This is a genomic window from Aminobacter sp. P4_H6_2, assembly GCF_056400805.1.
On the sequence record NZ_JBFUKO010000074.1, the window covers coordinates 1 to 15,368 of the forward strand.

A 15,368-nucleotide genomic window follows, 5' to 3' on the forward strand; every position below is an offset into this window, starting at 1 on the left:
GGCATGAACGAGCCGCTGGCATCCGCCGCCGGCAACTCTGTCGAGGTCGCCAGCGCGGTTGAYTTCCTCACCGGCCGTTTCCGCGATCCGCGCCTCGAGCAGGTCACGCTGGCGCTCGCCGCCGAGATGCTGGTCTCTGCCGGCATTGCAGCATCGAACCAGCAGGCATCGCGGCTTGCACGCGCGGCACTGGACGATGGCCGCGCCGCCGAAATCTTCGGCCGCATGGTCGCCGTGCTTGGTGGCCCGAAGGACTTTGTGTCTAGATCGGAAAAATATCTGCCCCGGGCGGATGTCGAATTGTTGGTGAAAGCGCCCCTCAGCGGCTTTGTYTCAGGCATTTCCACACGCGATATCGGCCTTGCGGTCGTCGCCCTTGGCGGCGGACGCAAGCGGCCGGAAGACAAGGTCGACCATGCCGTCGGCATCACCAGGCTCTTGCCTGTTGGCGCGGAGGCGCGGGCGGGTGAACCGCTAGCACTTGTCCATGCCCGCAACGCTTTCGACGCGGAGGCCGCCGCAGCAGTGGTACGTGCTGCCTACAGCATAGACGATGCAAAGCTGGTCGCCGCCAAGGCCATTGTCAGGCGGATTTCACCGCGCGCTTAGAAGCCGCGCGGTGAGGCTTCAATGAAGCAAACTATGCCGTGCGCTTAGGAGCGAGGCAGAAGACCGCAAGCGCTGCGAGCAACGTCGCCACACCGCTATAGACAAAGGCGCTGGCAACGCCTGAATTGTCGACCAAAAGACCGCCGAACACGGCACCCATTGCAATCGCCACCTGGAATGTAGCGACCATCAGGCCGCCGGCACTTTCCGCCTGCTCCGGCGCGGCACGCACCATCCATGTCTGTACGCCGACCGGCACCGCGCCGAAGGCAAAGCCCCAGACTGCGACCGCGATTGTCGAGACTGTAGGCGATGAGCCGTCCAACAAAAGCGCAAGCGCGGCGATCGCGATCAACAAGGGAGCGAGCGTCACGGCCGCCTTGAGGCTGCGTTCGGCCATGAAGCCGCCGGCAAAATTACCGAAGAAACCGCCGATGCCAAAGGCGAGCAGCACCAGCGAGATGGACTCGATACCGAATGCCGGCACCTGTTCCAGGAAGGCGCGGAAATAGGTGAAGCCGGCAAAGTGCCCGGAAGCGGTCAGAAGGATCACCAGCAGTCCGACCTTGATCATCGGGTTCTTCGAGACGTCCAGCAGGGCGCGGAAGCTGGCCACGCCCACGGGCGGTAGCTTGGGAAGGGTCGCAACCTGGACGATCAGCGTCACGACGCCGACCGCGGCCGCAAGCATGAAGGCGGTGCGCCAGCCCCAGACATCGCCGACATAAGCCCCGACAGGGGCCGCGCAGACGGTGGCGACGGATACGCCGGTCAGGATGATGGACATGGCGCGCGGGAAGACATCGCTCGGCACGAGCCGCATAGCGATGGCTGCCGACATGGACCAGAAGCCGCCGAGCGCTATGCCCAACACGACGCGCGCAAACAAGAGCGAGGGCAGGGACCAGGCAACGGCGGCAAGTATGCTTGAGGCAATCAGCAAGAGCGTCAGGCCCACCATGACGTGCCGGCGGTCGATACGTTTGGTGGCGATCGCCATGGTGGGCGCGGCGATCGCGGCAACGATTGCCGTCGCCGTCACCGCCTGCCCGGCGGTGCCTTCGCTTATGCGGAGATCCTGCGCCAGCGGGGTCAGCAGGCTTGCCGGCAGAAATTCCGCCGTGACCAGTCCGAACACGCCGAGCGCAAGGGAGACGACTGCCCCCCATGCCGGGTCGGATCGTTCCTGGGGTGTCGAGGGGGCGAGCGAAACGCCGTCCATTACGGCTGTCGCAGGTTCGATCATGGTCAGTCTCCGATTGAATGCAGTGCAAGGTGGGAGTGACCGTCTGGAGTTTCCATGCTAGAAACCCCGCCATGAATGATCATTCGTCCAAATTTCCAATTGCCGGTGATCCGCTGACCAACATCCTGCGCGGCTTGCGCCTCGACGGCGTCGAATACGGTCGCTGGGAACTGAAAGAGCCGTGGAACATCGAATTCCCGGCCCAGGCCACGGCGCGTTTCTACTTCGTCAGCCAGAAGGCCTGCTGGCTCCAGCAGCCGTCGGGCGAATGGGTGGAACTCAAATGCGGCGACGCCGTGCTCCTGCCGCGCGGCGTTGCCCATGCGCTTGCGAGCGAACCGGGAGCCAGATCGTCGCCGATCAACGGCTACGAGATCCACGAGATCTGCAAGAACGTCTTTTGCCTGTCGACCGAGGGCTGCCAGCCGGGCACTTTGCTCTTCTGCGGCAGTATGTATTTCAACCTTGATGGTCTCCACCCGCTGCTCGGCATGATGCCCGACGTCATGCGCACCACCGAGCTCGAGACCCATGACCCAGGCATCACGCATCTGCTTGAAACCATGGCGCGCGAGGTCAAGCTCGAGCGCGTCGGCTCCGGCGGCATCGTCGCCCGTCTTGCCGACGTGCTCGCCGCCATCATCATTCGCTCATGGGTCGAGCGTGGCTGTGGCAATTCGAGCGGCTGGATTGCCGCCGTCAGGGATCCCAAGGTCGGCAAGGTCCTGGCCGCGATCCACCTCGAACCGAGCCGAGACTGGTCGGTGGAGGCTCTGGCGCGGATGATGGGCGTCTCCCGCTCGGGCTTCGCCGAGCGCTTTGCTTCCGTTGTCGGCGAAACGCCGGCGAGATATGTCACACAGGTCAGGATGCACCAGGCGCGACAGTGGCTTGTCCGTGATCGCTTGAGGATTTCAGTCGTTGCCTCGCGGCTGGGCTACGATTCGGAAGCCGCTTTCAGCCGTGCCTTCAAACGCGTCATCGGCCAACCGCCCGGTCATTTCAGGACAGTGGACCAGACGACCGGCACCTGAGCTCTACTGCACCAGAAGCAGGGCGCCGTTTTCGACCTGGTATTTCTTCAGCCGGGACAGGAAACTCATGCCGATCAGTGTGCCGTCGAGCGCCTTGTCTTCGAGCACGACCACCGGCACGTCGTCGACGCTGATCCGGCCGATCTGCAGCCTGTCGATGCGGGCGAGTGCCGCGCGGGCTGTGCCATTGGCGGTATTGACCTTCTGGGTGAAGTCGGTGGCCGAAACCTTGACCCCGGCCAGCCGCGCCGTCGACATGTTGATTGCAACCAAGGTGGCGCCGGTGTCGACCATGGCGTCGACCGCGCGCCCATTGACCTTGAAGCTCGCGCTGAAATGGCCGCGCATATCGGCGTCGATCGTAACGCGCCGGCCCGCCGTCGATACCGTGGCTGCGCTCGCCTCGATGACCTGAAGCGACGCGGCTGGATCACTTTCCAAGCTCGTCCCCAGCAGCGCCTGCACGGCGCCACCGTGTTTTTCGTACAGCGACGGCAGCGATGCCGACGCACTGGCGCAAAGGCCGAATATGATGATCTTACGCAACATGGTGACGCCTCGAATTCAGGCGTCACCCTAGGCAGCCGATGGTGATCGCGCCTTTAACGGCGCGGCCCCATCGTCAAAGGCGGTAAATGGCTGGTGAGTGCATGACCCCGAAATCGGCATCGATTTTCGGAAAGGATCATGCACAGATTCAACGTGCTACAGCGTCCTTTGCGCGTCCAATAGGACGCGCGGCGCTGTAGTGCCTATTTGGTGCCGTACATGCGGTCGCCGGCATCGCCGAGGCCGGGGATGATGTAGCCCTTTTCGTTGAGCTCGCGGTCGATCGAGGCGGTGAACACCGGAACATCGGGATGCGCCTTGGTGAAGCGTTCGATGCCTTCGGGCGAAGCCAAAAGGCACAGGAAGCGCAAATTGGTGGCGCCGCGGCCCTTCAGCATGTCGATAGCCGCGATCGCCGAATTGGCGGTCGCCAGCATCGGGTCGACGACGATCACCAGCCGGTCGCCGAGGTCGCTCGGCGCCTTGAAGAAATATTCGACCGCCTGCAGCGTCTCGTGGTCGCGGTAGAGCCCGACATGGGCGACGCGCGCGGCCGGCACCAAATCAAGCAGGCCTTCGAGCAGGCCGTTGCCGGCGCGTAGCACTGAGGCGAACACCAGCTTCTTGCCTTCGAGCGTCGGCGCTTCCATCGTTTCGATCGGCGTTTCGATCATCTTGGTGGTCAGTTCGAGGTCGCGCGTCACCTCGTAGCCGAGYAGCAGCGAGATCTCGCGTAGCAGGCGCCGGAAGCCAGCCGTCGAGGTTTCCTTGTCGCGCATGATGGTCAGCTTGTGCTGGACAAGCGGATGGTCGACGACGGTCACGGTCATGGCTTACGCTCCTAGAACTCGGATAATTGGCGGCATTCTATCGGCTGGCCCGCCGCCAACCAATGACTTGCCGCCTTGAACCACAGTTTTGTCGGCCGAAATTCAGCGTTTTTGGCCGTCGAGCCGGGCAAGAAGGGCTGCTTTGGTCTTCTTGTCGACAAAGGCAGCCTCGATCGCCGTCTTCGTGGTCGCCGAAAGCGCCTTGTCGTCCATGCCGAAATGCTCGGCCGCGATGTCGTATTCGCGCTTCAGCGTCGTCCAGAAATAGGGCGGATCATCGGAGTTGAGCGTCACCTTGCAGCCGGCATCGCGCAGCTTGGGGAAGGGGTGGTCGCCAAAGCTGTCGAACACCTTGAGCGCGATGTTCGAGCCCGGGCAGATTTCGAGCACCACGCCTTCGTCGGCGATGCGCTTGACCAGGTCAGGGTTTTCGATGGCGCGCACGCCATGGCCTATACGCGAAGGGCGGATGTGGTCGAGTGCTGCTGCAACGCTCTCCCAGCCCATCAGCTCGCCGGCATGAATGGTGATGCCGAGGCCGGCTTCGCGCGCGATCTCGAAGGCGCGCACATAATCTTCGAATTCGCCCATGCGCTCGTCGCCGGCAACACCGAAGCCGGTCACCAGCGGATGGTTGCATTTGGCGGCGAAGCGGGCGGCAGCCTCGATCGATTCGACGCCGACATGGCGTACGCCGGTCACGATCATGCGGCCCTCGATGCCGGTCTTGGCCTTGGCCCGCGCCATGCCTTCGCCCAGCGCATTGGTGTAGGCCATGGGCGACAGGCCGGCCTTTTTGGCGTGGTCGGGCGAGGTGAACACCTCCGAATAGATCGCGCCGTCGCGCGCAAGGCTTGTCAGATAGTGTTCGGACAGCTTGGCATAGTCCTCTTCAGTGCGGAAAAGGTCGGCGGCAAAGTCATAGGCGGCAAGGAACGAGGTAAAATCGTTCCACACGAAGGAGCCGTCCCTGATGAAGGGCGAAACGTCCTTGTTGTATTTTTGGGCCTGGCGGATGACGAGTTCGGGTGCAGCCGCACCTTCTATGTGGCAGTGCAGCTCGGCTTTCAAAGGCATTCTCTGTTCCTCGTCGTGTCGGCGCGGGCGCGGCCGAAAACCGCGCCTCAAACAATAGCGCCCGCTGGTGTGATCGGCTATGGTCCCGCCGGATTTGATTGGACAAGAAAATGTCAGAACAACGGACGACAGCTGTCGGCGGCATGGAAACTTCATACGGTTTCCGAAATGTCGGCGCAGGCGACAAGCAGGGCCTCGTCAACGAGGTCTTCCACAAGGTCGCCAACCGCTACGACATGATGAACGACTTGATGTCGGGCGGGCTGCACCGGGTGTGGAAAGATGCCATGGTCGCTTGGCTCAATCCGCCGAAGCGTCCGGGTTGGAAAGTGCTTGATGTTGCCGGTGGCACCGGCGACGTTGCCTTCCGCATCATCGATGCCTCGCATGGCAACGCGCACGCCACCGTGCTCGACATCAACGGCTCGATGCTCGGCGTCGGCCGCGAGCGGGCCGAAAAGCGCGGCCTTGCCGACAAGACCGATTTTGTCGAAGCCAACGCCGAGGAACTGCCCTTCGCCGATGAGACCTTCGATGCCTATACGATCGCCTTCGGCATCCGCAACGTGCCGCGCATCGATGTCGCGCTGTCGGAAGCGTACCGCGTGTTGAAGCCGGGCGGGCGCCTGCTGGTCCTCGAGTTCTCCGAAGTCGACATGCCGCTGCTCGACAAGGTCTACGAAGCCTGGTCGTTCAACGCCATTCCGCGCATCGGCCAGGCCGTCACCGGCGACGGCGAACCCTATGCCTATCTCGTCGAATCGATCCGCAAGTTTCCCAACCAGCAGAACTTCGCCGCGATGATCACGCGCGCCGGCTTCGATCGCGTCACCTTCCGCAACTACACCGGCGGCATTGCAGCGCTTCATTCGGGCTGGAAGCTTTGAGAGACGGCGCGCGATGAGCAGTCTCGGGGCGTCTTTCCGGCTCGCGCGCGCGGGCTGGGTCTTGGTGCGTGAGGGCGTGGTCGCGGCTTTGCCGGGCGACCAGCTCACCGGCCTGCCTAAGTTCGGCTGGCGCGTCGCCAAGCTGTTCACCCGCCGTCGCGCCCGGAAAAGCGTGCGCAGCGACCGCCTGGCCAATGCGGTTGCCCGGCTTGGGCCGTCCTACGTCAAGCTCGGCCAGTTCCTGGCGACACGTCCCGACGTCGTCGGCGACGACATCGCGCTCGACCTCGCACTGCTTCAAGACAGCATGGCGACCTTCCCGATGTCGGAAGCCGTCACAGCCATCGAAGGCTCGCTTGGCCGCAAGGTTTCCGATCTCTATGTCAGTATCGGCGAGCCGGTGGCGGCGGCCTCCATCGCCCAGGTCCATCCGGCCGAGGTCGCCACGCCAAATGGCCCGCGCAAGGTCGCCGTCAAGGTCATCCGCCCTGGCGTGCGCCGCCGCTTTTTCCAGGATCTCGAAAGCTATTTCCTCGCCGCCCGGCTGCAGGAGCGCTTCGTCCCGTCGAGCCGCCGGCTGCGCCCGGTCGAGATCACCGAGACGATGGCCCAGACCACTAAGATCGAGATGGATTTCCGTCTCGAGGCGGCCGCCTATTCCGAGCTTGGCGAAAACACCAAGGACGATCCTGGGTTCCGTGTGCCGGCAGTCGACTGGGAACGCACCGGCCGCGACGTGCTCACCATGGAGTGGATCGACGGCGTCAAGCTCAACGATATCGAAGGGCTTCGCGACGGCGGCTACGATCTCAAGGCGATCGCCGCGACGCTGGTCCAGTCGTTCCTGCGCCATACGCTGCGCGACGGCTTCTTCCATGCCGACATGCACCCCGGCAACATGTTCGTCGATGCCAAGGGCGACATCGTTGCCGTCGACCTCGGCATTTCCGGCCGCCTCGGCAAGAAGGAGCAGCGTTTCCTCGCCGAGATCCTCTACGGCTTCATCACCCGCAACTACATGCGTGTCGCCGAAGTGCATTTCGAAGCCGGCTATGTGCCGCGCCATCACAATGTCGCGGCCTTCGCCCAGGCGATCCGCGCCATCGGCGAGCCGATCCACGGCCAGCCGGCGGAAACCATCTCGATGGCCAAGCTTCTGACGCTGCTGTTCGAGGTCACCGAGCTGTTCGATATGCAGACGCGGCCCGAACTGGTGCTGCTGCAAAAGACCATGGTCGTGGTCGAAGGTGTCGCCCGCACGCTCGATCCCACTTTCAACATGTGGAAGACCGCCGAGCCGGTTGTCGGTCATTGGATAGCAGGCAATCTCGGCCCACAGGGCCTGCTTATCGACGCGCGCGATGGTCTCGGCGCATTGATGTCGCTTGTCCGCCAGGCGCCCGATCTTGCCGCCCGTACCGAGCGCCTGTCGCGCCAGATCGACGCCATGGCCGAGAACGGCCTGCGTTTCGATCCCGAGACCGCCAAGGCGATCGGCAAGGCCGAGGCGCGCTACAACCGCTCCGGCCGCATCGCGCTCTGGGTCATTGCGGCCACGCTTGTGTTCCTCGCCTGGCAGATTGTCTGAACGGACCGCTATTTGACGCAAGTGCAGTCAATGACTACATTGCAGTCAATGACTGCATGGAGGCTGCCATGGCCACACTCACCATCAGGAATGTTCCCGAGGACGTCAAGCAAGCGCTGCGCGTGAAGGCAGCGCAGAATGGCAATTCGCTCGAGGAAACCCTTAGGCAGCTTTTGTCGGACGAGGTGGCTGACCAGCATGCCCCAGCCTCGCGCATCAGCGCCGAAGAGATCATGCGCCGAGCTGCCGAACTCGAAGCCGACGAGCCGACAGACAGCCGCTACAAGTACTACTCGCAGAAGGAACTGAGCGATGCGCTCAGCGGTGAGTACGACGGGCTATGATGGTCATCGACACATCGGCCATCGTGGCAATCGCGCGGCGTGAGCCTGAGGCGCTGGCATTCAGCAGAATGCTGGAAGAAACGCCGGGCAAGTTGATGTCAGTCCCGACCTATATCGAATGCGCTTTCGTTCTGGCCGGAGTTGCGCCGACGAAAGGACTTGCGTTTCTACAAGGGGTGGTTTCCGACACCTTGATAACGCTCGTTCCATTTGGCGAGCAGGAGCTTGATGCCGCCATAGCGGCGCGGGTGAAGTTCAGCAGGGGTTCCGGACACGCCGCGAAGCTGAATTTCGGCGACTGCTTCGCCTATGCCCTTGCCAAAACTCGAAACCTGCCGCTGCTTTTCAAGGGCGACGATTTCATCCATACCGACATCCAGCCGGCGCTGAAGCCGGCCTGACGAGACGGCGGACCAGGCATGATCCTCAACGGCAAGCGCATCCTGCTCATCATCGGCGGCGGCATCGCGGCCTACAAGTCGCTCGACCTGATCCGGCGCCTGCGCGAGCGCGGCGCTTCGGTCCGTGCGGTCATGACGTCGGCCGCGCAGGAGTTTGTCACCCCGCTGTCGGTCGGCGCCCTGACCGCCGACCATGTATTCTCCGATCTCTTCGACCGCCAGGACGAGCACGATATCGGCCACATCAGGCTGTCGCGCGAGGCCGATCTTCTGGTTGTGGCACCTGCTACCGCAGACCTGATGGCCAAGCTCGCCAATGGCCACGCCAACGACCTTGCCTCGACGGTTCTGCTCGCCACCGACAAGAAAGTGCTGCTGGCGCCCGCCATGAACCCCAAGATGTGGTCGCACCCGGCGACGCGCCGCAACCGCGCGACGCTTGAGAAGGACGGCATCCATTTCGTCGGCCCCAAGAGCGGCGAGATGGCCGAAAGCGGTGAGGCCGGCGAAGGCCGCATGGCGGAACCTCTGGAGATTGTCGCTGCCATCGAAGCGCTGCTCGATTCCAAACCCAAGCCGCTGTCAGGCAAGATGATTATCGTCACCTCCGGCCCGACGCATGAGCCAATCGACCCGGTGCGCTACATCGCCAACCGGTCGTCGGGCAAGCAGGGCCATGCCATCGCCGCAGCCCTGGCCAGGCTGGGCGCCGATGTCCGCCTCGTCTCCGGTCCGGTCACCATTGCCGACCCGGCGGGCGTGAAGACGGTCCATGTCGAGAGCGCGCGTGAGATGCGCGATGCGGTCGAGCAGCTTCTGCCCGCCGACGCCGCTGTCTTTGTGGCGGCCGTCGCCGATTGGCGCACCGACAATGCCGCAGGCGAGAAGATCAAGAAGGTGGCGGGCGAGGGCGCCCCGAGCCTGAAGATGGTCGAAAACCCCGATATTCTGGCTGGCGTCGGGCATCACAAGCAGCGCCCCTATCTCGTCGTCGGCTTCGCTGCCGAGACCCAGGACGTGCTCAAGAACGCCCAGGCAAAACTTGCCAGGAAGGGTGCAGATTTCATCGTCGCCAATGACGTCAGCCATGAGGGCGGTGTCATGGGCGGCGACCGCAATCGCGTCCGCATCGTCAGCAAAAGCGGTGTCGACGAGTGGCCGGACCTTTCCAAAGAAGAGGTCGCAGGCAGGCTGGCAAGCCTGATCGCCCAGCGCCTCAAGACAATCACAGTGTGAGTCGCCGCCGTTCCAAAGCCGCATCCGACACCGGTAACATAGTGTTCACCGATTGGGTGCTTGGAGGCATTGCCCGCGCGTGCGAGAGGGAGGCATCAACATTCGGAGTCTCCCACGACATGAAGCTTTTCTACATGCCCGGCGCCTGCTCGCTGGCTCCCCACATCGTTGCCAATGAAGTTGGCATCGACCTCGATCTGGTCAAGGTCGACGGCAAGACCAAGACCACCGAAGCCCAGCAGGATTTCCTCGCCACCAATCCCAATGGCTATGTACCGGCGCTGGTGCTCGGCGATGGCGAGTTGATGACCGAAGCCTCGGTCCTGGTCCAGTACCTCGCAGACCAGAAGCCGGAGAGCGGCCTGATGCCCAAGGCCGGTGACATGGCACGCTACCGCGTCCAGCAGTGGCTGGCCTTCGTTGCCACCGAGCTGCACAAGGTCTTTGGCGCCTTCTTCAAGCCCAACACGCCCGAGGCCACCAAGGAGATCAACCGCGAGCTCCTCGCCAGGCGCCTCGCCTATGTCGACGGCAAGCTCGACGGCCGTTCCTATCTGATGGGCGACGCCTTCACCGCGGCCGACGCCTATCTCTGGACGGTTCTCGGCTGGGCCAAGCATGTCGGCATCGACCTGTCGTCCTTCGACAACATCCAGCGCTATCTCGGCACCGTAGCCGCCCGTCCAGCCGTGCAGAAGGCCCTGCGCGCCGAAGGCCTTGCCTAAACCCGGCTTGAACAGCCGCCGCTACTGAACCGGCAGCTACCAATTTGACGACATGACGGCTCTCAGGCACCCGCCTGAGGGCCGTTTTCTTTATGCAATTCCTATTTCTTTGCCAGCCCCGCTCTCTCGAACCTTAATGCGGTTCGGCGCCATATTCCCTCCTGAAATCCAGAGCCCGGCCAACGTCGTCAGCATGCCTGACGCCGTCGTTTGGCGCGTGGCCATGGTCCTTGCGCCCTCGGTGCACGGTCTCAACGGAACAGGAGCCTTCGAAGATGGACATCTTCGTTCTCGCCATAGGCGTCGTCTTCTTCGCCTTGTGTTTTGCCTACGTCAAAGCCTGCGACATCCTCTGAAGGAACGCCAACATGTTGCTCGAATACATCCTCGGCGGCGCAGTGACCGTGTTCCTGCTTGCCTACCTGACCTACGCGCTCATCCGCCCCGAACGGTTCTGACCGTCCAGCGCTCGCACGGAAAGTTTCTCAAATGACCATTAATGGCTGGATACAGATCCTGGTATTCTGCGGGATCATCATTCTGCTCGTGAAGCCGCTCGGCGGCTACATGACGCGCGTTTTCAGTGGCGAGCGCACACTTCTCTCGCCCGTCCTCGGCCCCATCGAGCGCGTGCTCTACCGGCTGGCCGGCACCAGCGAGCGCGAGGACCAGCACTGGACCGGCTATGCCGCGGCCATGCTGTCGTTCAATATCGCCGGCTTCCTGTTGCTTTACATGCTGCAGCGGTTCCAGGGCTCGCTGCCCTTCAACCCCGCCGCCATGGGTGCGGTGCCGCCCGAGCTCTCCTTCAACACCGCCGTCAGCTTTGTCACCAACACCAACTGGCAGAACTATGGCGGCGAAAGCACCATGTCCTATCTCGTGCAGATGGCCGGCCTGACGGTGCAGAACTTCGTTTCCGCCGCCACCGGCATCGCCGTCGGCATGGCGCTGATCCGCGGCTTTGCCCGCGCTTCGGGCAAGTCGATCGGCAATTTCTGGGTCGATCTGACCCGTTCCACGCTCTACGTGCTGCTGCCGCTGTGCATCGTGCTCACGCTTGCCTATGTCTGGCTTGGCGTGCCGCAGACCATAGGCTCCTATGTCGCGGCCACCACAGTCGAAGGCGCCCAGCAGACCATCGCTGTCGGTCCGGTTGCCTCGCAGCTGGCGATCAAGATGCTCGGCACCAATGGCGGCGGCTTCTTCAATGCCAACTCCGCGCATCCGTTCGAAAACCCTGACGCCATCTCCAACTTCCTCCAGATGGTCTCGATCTTCGCCATCGGTTCTGCCTTCACCAACGTCTTCGGCCGCATGGTCGGCAACCAGCGCCAGGGCTGGGCGATCTTCGCCACCATGGGCATCCTGTTTGTCGCCGRCGTCGCAATCACCTACTGGGCGGAAGCCGCCGGCAATCCGCTGGTCCATGCGCTCGGCATCGATGGCGGTAACATGGAAGGCAAGGAAGCGCGCTTCGGCATCGTATTGTCGGCACTTTTCGCTGTCGTCACCACCGCTGCCTCCTGTGGCGCGGTCAATGCCATGCACGGCTCCTTCACCGCGCTGGGCGGGCTCATCCCGCTCATCAACATGGAGCTTGGCGAAGTCATCGTCGGTGGCGTTGGCGCTGGTTTCTACGGCATCTTGATGTTCGTCATCATTGCCATCTTCGTTGCTGGCCTGATGGTTGGCCGCACGCCAGAATATCTCGGCAAGAAGATCGAGGCCAAGGAGGTCAAGATGGCCATGCTCGCCATATTGTGCCTGCCGCTCTCCATGCTCGGTTTCACTGCGATCGCCGTGCTGATACCGAGTGCTGTCGCGTCGGTCGGAACGCCTGGCCCGCACGGCTTCTCCGAGATCCTCTATGCCTACACCTCGGCGACGGCCAACAACGGCTCGGCCTTCGGCGGCCTGACGGGCAACACGCCCTGGTACAACATCACCATCGGCATCGCCATGTTGATGGGTCGCTTCCTGGTCATCATTCCGGCACTCGCCATCGCCGGTTCGCTGGTGACGAAGAAGACGGTTCCAGCCTCCGTGGGCACCTTCCCGACCGACTCTCCGCTGTTCGTCGGCCTGCTTGCCGGTGTCGTGGTCATCGTCGGTGGCCTGACCTTCTTCCCGGCACTCGCCGTCGGACCGATCGTCGAGCACCTCGCCATGATCGTTGGCCAGACCTTCTGATGCAGCGCCGCAAAACAAAAGAACTGGAGTCTCTCACATGAGCACCCACAAATCTGCGAGCCTGCTCGACGCTCGTATCCTCCTCCCCGCCATAGGCGATGCGTTCAAGAAGCTCGACCCGCGCAGCCTGGCCAAGAACCCTGTCATGTTCGTCGTTGCCGTCGTCTCGGCACTGACCACCGTGCTATTCGTCAAGGATCTGGTCACTGGTGCGGGCGGCCTTGGCTTCTCGTTCCAGATCATCCTGTGGCTGTGGTTCACCGTGCTGTTTGCCAACTTCGCCGAGGCCGTGGCCGAAGGCCGTGGCAAGGCCCAGGCCGACTCGCTGCGCAAGGCGCGTACCGAAACCCAGGCCAAGCTGCTCGAAGGCGAAAGCCGCACCGCCTACAAGATGGTGCCCGGCAATGGCCTCAAGGTCGGCCAGGTCGTGCTCGTCGAGGCCGGCGACATCATCCCATCCGATGGCGAAGTCATCGAAGGTGTCGCTTCGGTCAACGAGGCCGCCATAACTGGCGAGTCGGCTCCGGTCATCCGTGAGTCCGGTGGCGACCGCTCGGCTGTGACAGGCGGTACCCAGGTGCTGTCCGACTGGATCCGCGTGCGCATTACCGCTGCCGCCGGCTCGACGTTCCTCGACCGCATGATTTCGCTGGTCGAGGGTGCCGAGCGCCAGAAGACGCCGAACGAAATCGCGCTCAACATCMTGCTTGCCGGCATGACGCTGATCTTCGTGCTTGCCGTGGCCACCATCCCGAGCTTCGCCACCTATGCCGGCGGCTACATCCCCGTCATCATGCTGGTCGCCCTGTTCGTCACGCTGATCCCGACCACCATCGGCGCGCTGCTTTCGGCCATCGGCATCGCCGGCATGGACCGTCTCGTGCGCTTCRATGTGCTTGCCATGTCGGGCCGCGCTGTCGAGGCCGCCGGCGACGTCGACACGCTTTTGCTCGACAAGACCGGCACCATCACGCTCGGCAACCGCCAGGCCACCGAGTTCCGTCCGGTCAAAGGCGTCACCGAGCAGGAACTCGCCGACGCCGCCCAGCTCGCCTCGCTCGCCRACGAAACCCCCGAAGGCCGTTCGATTGTCGTGCTCGCCAAGGAGCGTTATGGCATCCGTGCCCGCGACATGGGCTCGCTGCACGCCCATTTCGTGCCCTTCACCGCCCAGAGCCGGATGAGCGGCGTCGATTTCGACGGCTCCTCCATCCGCAAGGGCGCTGTGGATTCGGTGCTCGACTACGTCAGATCCTGCGCCACTTCGGCTTCGGGCAGGCGTGTCGATACCGAAGCCGTGCGTGGCATCCAGGCGATATCAGACGAGATCGCCAAGCTCGGCGGCACTCCGCTTGCGGTTGTTCGCGATGCTCGCCTGCTCGGCGTCATCTACCTCAAGGACATCGTCAAGGGCGGCATCAAGGAGCGCTTCACCGAGCTGCGCCGCATGGGCATCCGCACCGTCATGATCACGGGCGACAACCCGATGACCGCAGCCGCCATCGCCGCCGAAGCCGGCGTCGACGATTTCCTCGCCCAGGCCACGCCGGAGAACAAGCTCAGCCTGATCCGCGAGGAACAGGCCAAGGGCAAGCTGGTCGCCATGTGCGGCGACGGCACCAACGATGCCCCGGCACTCGCCCAGGCGGACGTCGGCGTCGCCATGAACACCGGCACGGTGGCTGCGCGTGAGGCCGGCAACATGGTCGACCTCGACAGCGATCCGACCAAGCTCATCGAGATCGTTGAGATCGGCAAGCAGTTGCTGATGACGCGTGGCGCGCTCACCACGTTTTCGATCGCCAATGACATCGCCAAGTATTTCGCCATCATCCCGGCGATGTTCCTGGCCTTCTATCCGCAGCTTGGCGCGCTCAACATCATGGGTCTTGAGACCCCGCAGAGCGCCATCCTGTCGGCGATCATCTTCAACGCGCTGATCATCGTCGCCCTCATCCCGCTGTCGCTGAAAGGCGTCAAGTACCGGCCGATCGGTGCTGGCTCGCTGCTTCGCCGCAACCTGCTCGTCTACGGGCTCGGCGGCATCATCGTGCCCTTCGTCGGCATCAAGGCCATCGACATGGCGATCAACGCCATCGGCCTCGTGTAAAGGACCTTCACCATGTTGAAGCAACTCAGACCTGCACTTGTCATGATCATGGCACTCACCGTCATCACCGGCCTCATCTATCCCCTGGGCATGACCGGCATCGCGCAAGCGCTGTTTCCGCACCAGGCCAATGGCAGCCTGATCGTCAAGGATGGCAAGGTCATCGGCTCCGAATTGATCGGCCAGGCCTTTACCGGCGAGCGCTACTTTCATGGCCGCCCCTCGGCCGCCGGCGATGGCTACAATGCCGCCGGCTCCAGCGGCTCCAATCTCGGCCCGACCAGCGCCAAGCTGATCGAACGCATCAAGACCGAGGCCGACACGCTCAAGCAGACCGATCCAGGCGCGCCGGTGCCGATGGAGCTGGTCACCGCCTCGGGCAGCGGCCTTGATCCGCACCTGTCGCCCGAGGCCGCCTACTTCCAGGTGGCGCGCGTGGCCAAGGCGCGCGGTGCCAGCGAAGCCGTCATCCGCAGCCTCGTCGACCAGTATGTCGAGGCTCGCGAACTCGGCGTCATGGGCGAACCGGTGGTCAATGT

The 15,368-nt window shown here is 63.3% G+C and carries 15 protein-coding genes and 1 pseudogene; 12 read left to right on the forward strand and 4 right to left on the reverse strand.

Features of this window, described 5'->3' with window-relative positions:
• Nucleotides 1-609: pseudogene (locus AC1DUU_RS08625) on the forward strand (thymidine phosphorylase); the annotation flags it as partial.
• 31 nt (nucleotides 610-640) lie between these two features.
• On the opposite strand, the gene AC1DUU_RS08630 reads toward AC1DUU_RS08625, so the two are convergent.
• Nucleotides 641-1,855, reverse strand: coding sequence for an MFS transporter (locus AC1DUU_RS08630; protein ID WP_476783008.1), 1,215 nt, complete (start codon nucleotides 1,853-1,855; stop codon nucleotides 641-643).
• 71 nt (nucleotides 1,856-1,926) lie between these two features.
• On the opposite strand from AC1DUU_RS08630, the gene AC1DUU_RS08635 reads away from it, so the two are divergent.
• Nucleotides 1,927-2,889, forward strand: coding sequence for an AraC family transcriptional regulator (locus AC1DUU_RS08635; protein WP_476783009.1), 963 nt, complete (start codon nucleotides 1,927-1,929; stop codon nucleotides 2,887-2,889).
• A gap of 3 nt (nucleotides 2,890-2,892) precedes the next feature.
• On the opposite strand, the gene AC1DUU_RS08640 is transcribed toward AC1DUU_RS08635, so the two are convergent.
• From AC1DUU_RS08640 to AC1DUU_RS08650, 3 genes are all read right to left on the reverse strand, one after another.
• A complete protein-coding gene (locus AC1DUU_RS08640) occupies nucleotides 2,893-3,438 on the reverse strand; it encodes a TIGR02281 family clan AA aspartic protease (protein WP_476783010.1) in 546 nt (181 codons plus the stop codon).
• 203 nt (nucleotides 3,439-3,641) lie between these two features.
• Entirely contained in the window at nucleotides 3,642-4,268 is a 627-nt protein-coding gene (upp, locus tag AC1DUU_RS08645; RefSeq protein WP_476783011.1) for a uracil phosphoribosyltransferase, read from the reverse strand.
• 102 nt (nucleotides 4,269-4,370) lie between these two features.
• On the reverse strand, nucleotides 4,371-5,345 hold the full coding sequence (locus tag AC1DUU_RS08650; RefSeq protein ID WP_476783012.1) for an adenosine deaminase: 975 nt from the start codon (nucleotides 5,343-5,345) through the stop codon (nucleotides 4,371-4,373).
• A gap of 110 nt (nucleotides 5,346-5,455) precedes the next feature.
• Between AC1DUU_RS08650 and ubiE the strand changes: the two genes are divergently transcribed.
• The 10 genes from ubiE to kdpC form a co-directional block, all read left to right on the forward strand.
• The gene (gene ubiE, locus AC1DUU_RS08655) at nucleotides 5,456-6,232 is read left to right on the forward strand and encodes a bifunctional demethylmenaquinone methyltransferase/2-methoxy-6-polyprenyl-1,4-benzoquinol methylase UbiE (protein ID WP_476783013.1); all 777 of its coding nucleotides are present in this window, start codon (nucleotides 5,456-5,458) and stop codon (nucleotides 6,230-6,232) included.
• Between the two features lie 13 nt (nucleotides 6,233-6,245).
• The gene (gene ubiB, locus AC1DUU_RS08660; RefSeq protein WP_476783014.1) at nucleotides 6,246-7,820 is read left to right on the forward strand and encodes a 2-polyprenylphenol 6-hydroxylase; all 1,575 of its coding nucleotides are present in this window, start codon (nucleotides 6,246-6,248) and stop codon (nucleotides 7,818-7,820) included.
• A 68-nt stretch (nucleotides 7,821-7,888) separates the two neighbouring features.
• Complete coding sequence (locus AC1DUU_RS08665) at nucleotides 7,889-8,164, forward strand: FitA-like ribbon-helix-helix domain-containing protein (protein ID WP_476783015.1); 276 nt, start codon at nucleotides 7,889-7,891, stop codon at nucleotides 8,162-8,164.
• Nucleotides 8,164-8,565 carry a type II toxin-antitoxin system VapC family toxin gene (locus AC1DUU_RS08670; protein WP_476783021.1) on the forward strand — a complete coding sequence of 134 codons (402 nt, stop codon included), beginning with the start codon at nucleotides 8,164-8,166 and terminating at the stop codon, nucleotides 8,563-8,565. Before AC1DUU_RS08665 ends, AC1DUU_RS08670 begins: the two co-directional genes overlap by 1 nt.
• 18 nt (nucleotides 8,566-8,583) lie before the next feature.
• Nucleotides 8,584-9,801, forward strand: coding sequence for a bifunctional phosphopantothenoylcysteine decarboxylase/phosphopantothenate--cysteine ligase CoaBC (coaBC, locus tag AC1DUU_RS08675; protein WP_476783016.1), 1,218 nt, complete (start codon nucleotides 8,584-8,586; stop codon nucleotides 9,799-9,801).
• A 119-nt stretch (nucleotides 9,802-9,920) separates the two neighbouring features.
• A complete protein-coding gene (gene gstA / locus AC1DUU_RS08680) occupies nucleotides 9,921-10,526 on the forward strand; it encodes a glutathione transferase GstA (protein ID WP_476783017.1) in 606 nt (201 codons plus the stop codon).
• 368 nt (nucleotides 10,527-10,894) lie between these two features.
• Nucleotides 10,895-10,984 (forward strand): K(+)-transporting ATPase subunit F, encoded by a 90-nt coding sequence (gene kdpF, locus AC1DUU_RS08685; RefSeq protein ID WP_067954606.1) that lies wholly within the window; start codon nucleotides 10,895-10,897, stop codon nucleotides 10,982-10,984.
• Nucleotides 10,985-11,015: 31 nt separating this feature from the next.
• Complete coding sequence (gene kdpA, locus AC1DUU_RS08690) at nucleotides 11,016-12,719, forward strand: potassium-transporting ATPase subunit KdpA (RefSeq protein WP_476783018.1); 1,704 nt, start codon at nucleotides 11,016-11,018, stop codon at nucleotides 12,717-12,719.
• Between the two features lie 37 nt (nucleotides 12,720-12,756).
• Nucleotides 12,757-14,829, forward strand: a complete 2,073-nt coding sequence (kdpB, locus tag AC1DUU_RS08695) for a potassium-transporting ATPase subunit KdpB (protein WP_476783019.1) — start codon at nucleotides 12,757-12,759, stop codon at nucleotides 14,827-14,829.
• A 12-nt stretch (nucleotides 14,830-14,841) separates the two neighbouring features.
• Nucleotides 14,842-15,368, forward strand: a 527-nt coding sequence (gene kdpC, locus AC1DUU_RS08700) for a potassium-transporting ATPase subunit KdpC (protein WP_476783020.1), incomplete at its 3' end; no start/stop codon positions are given.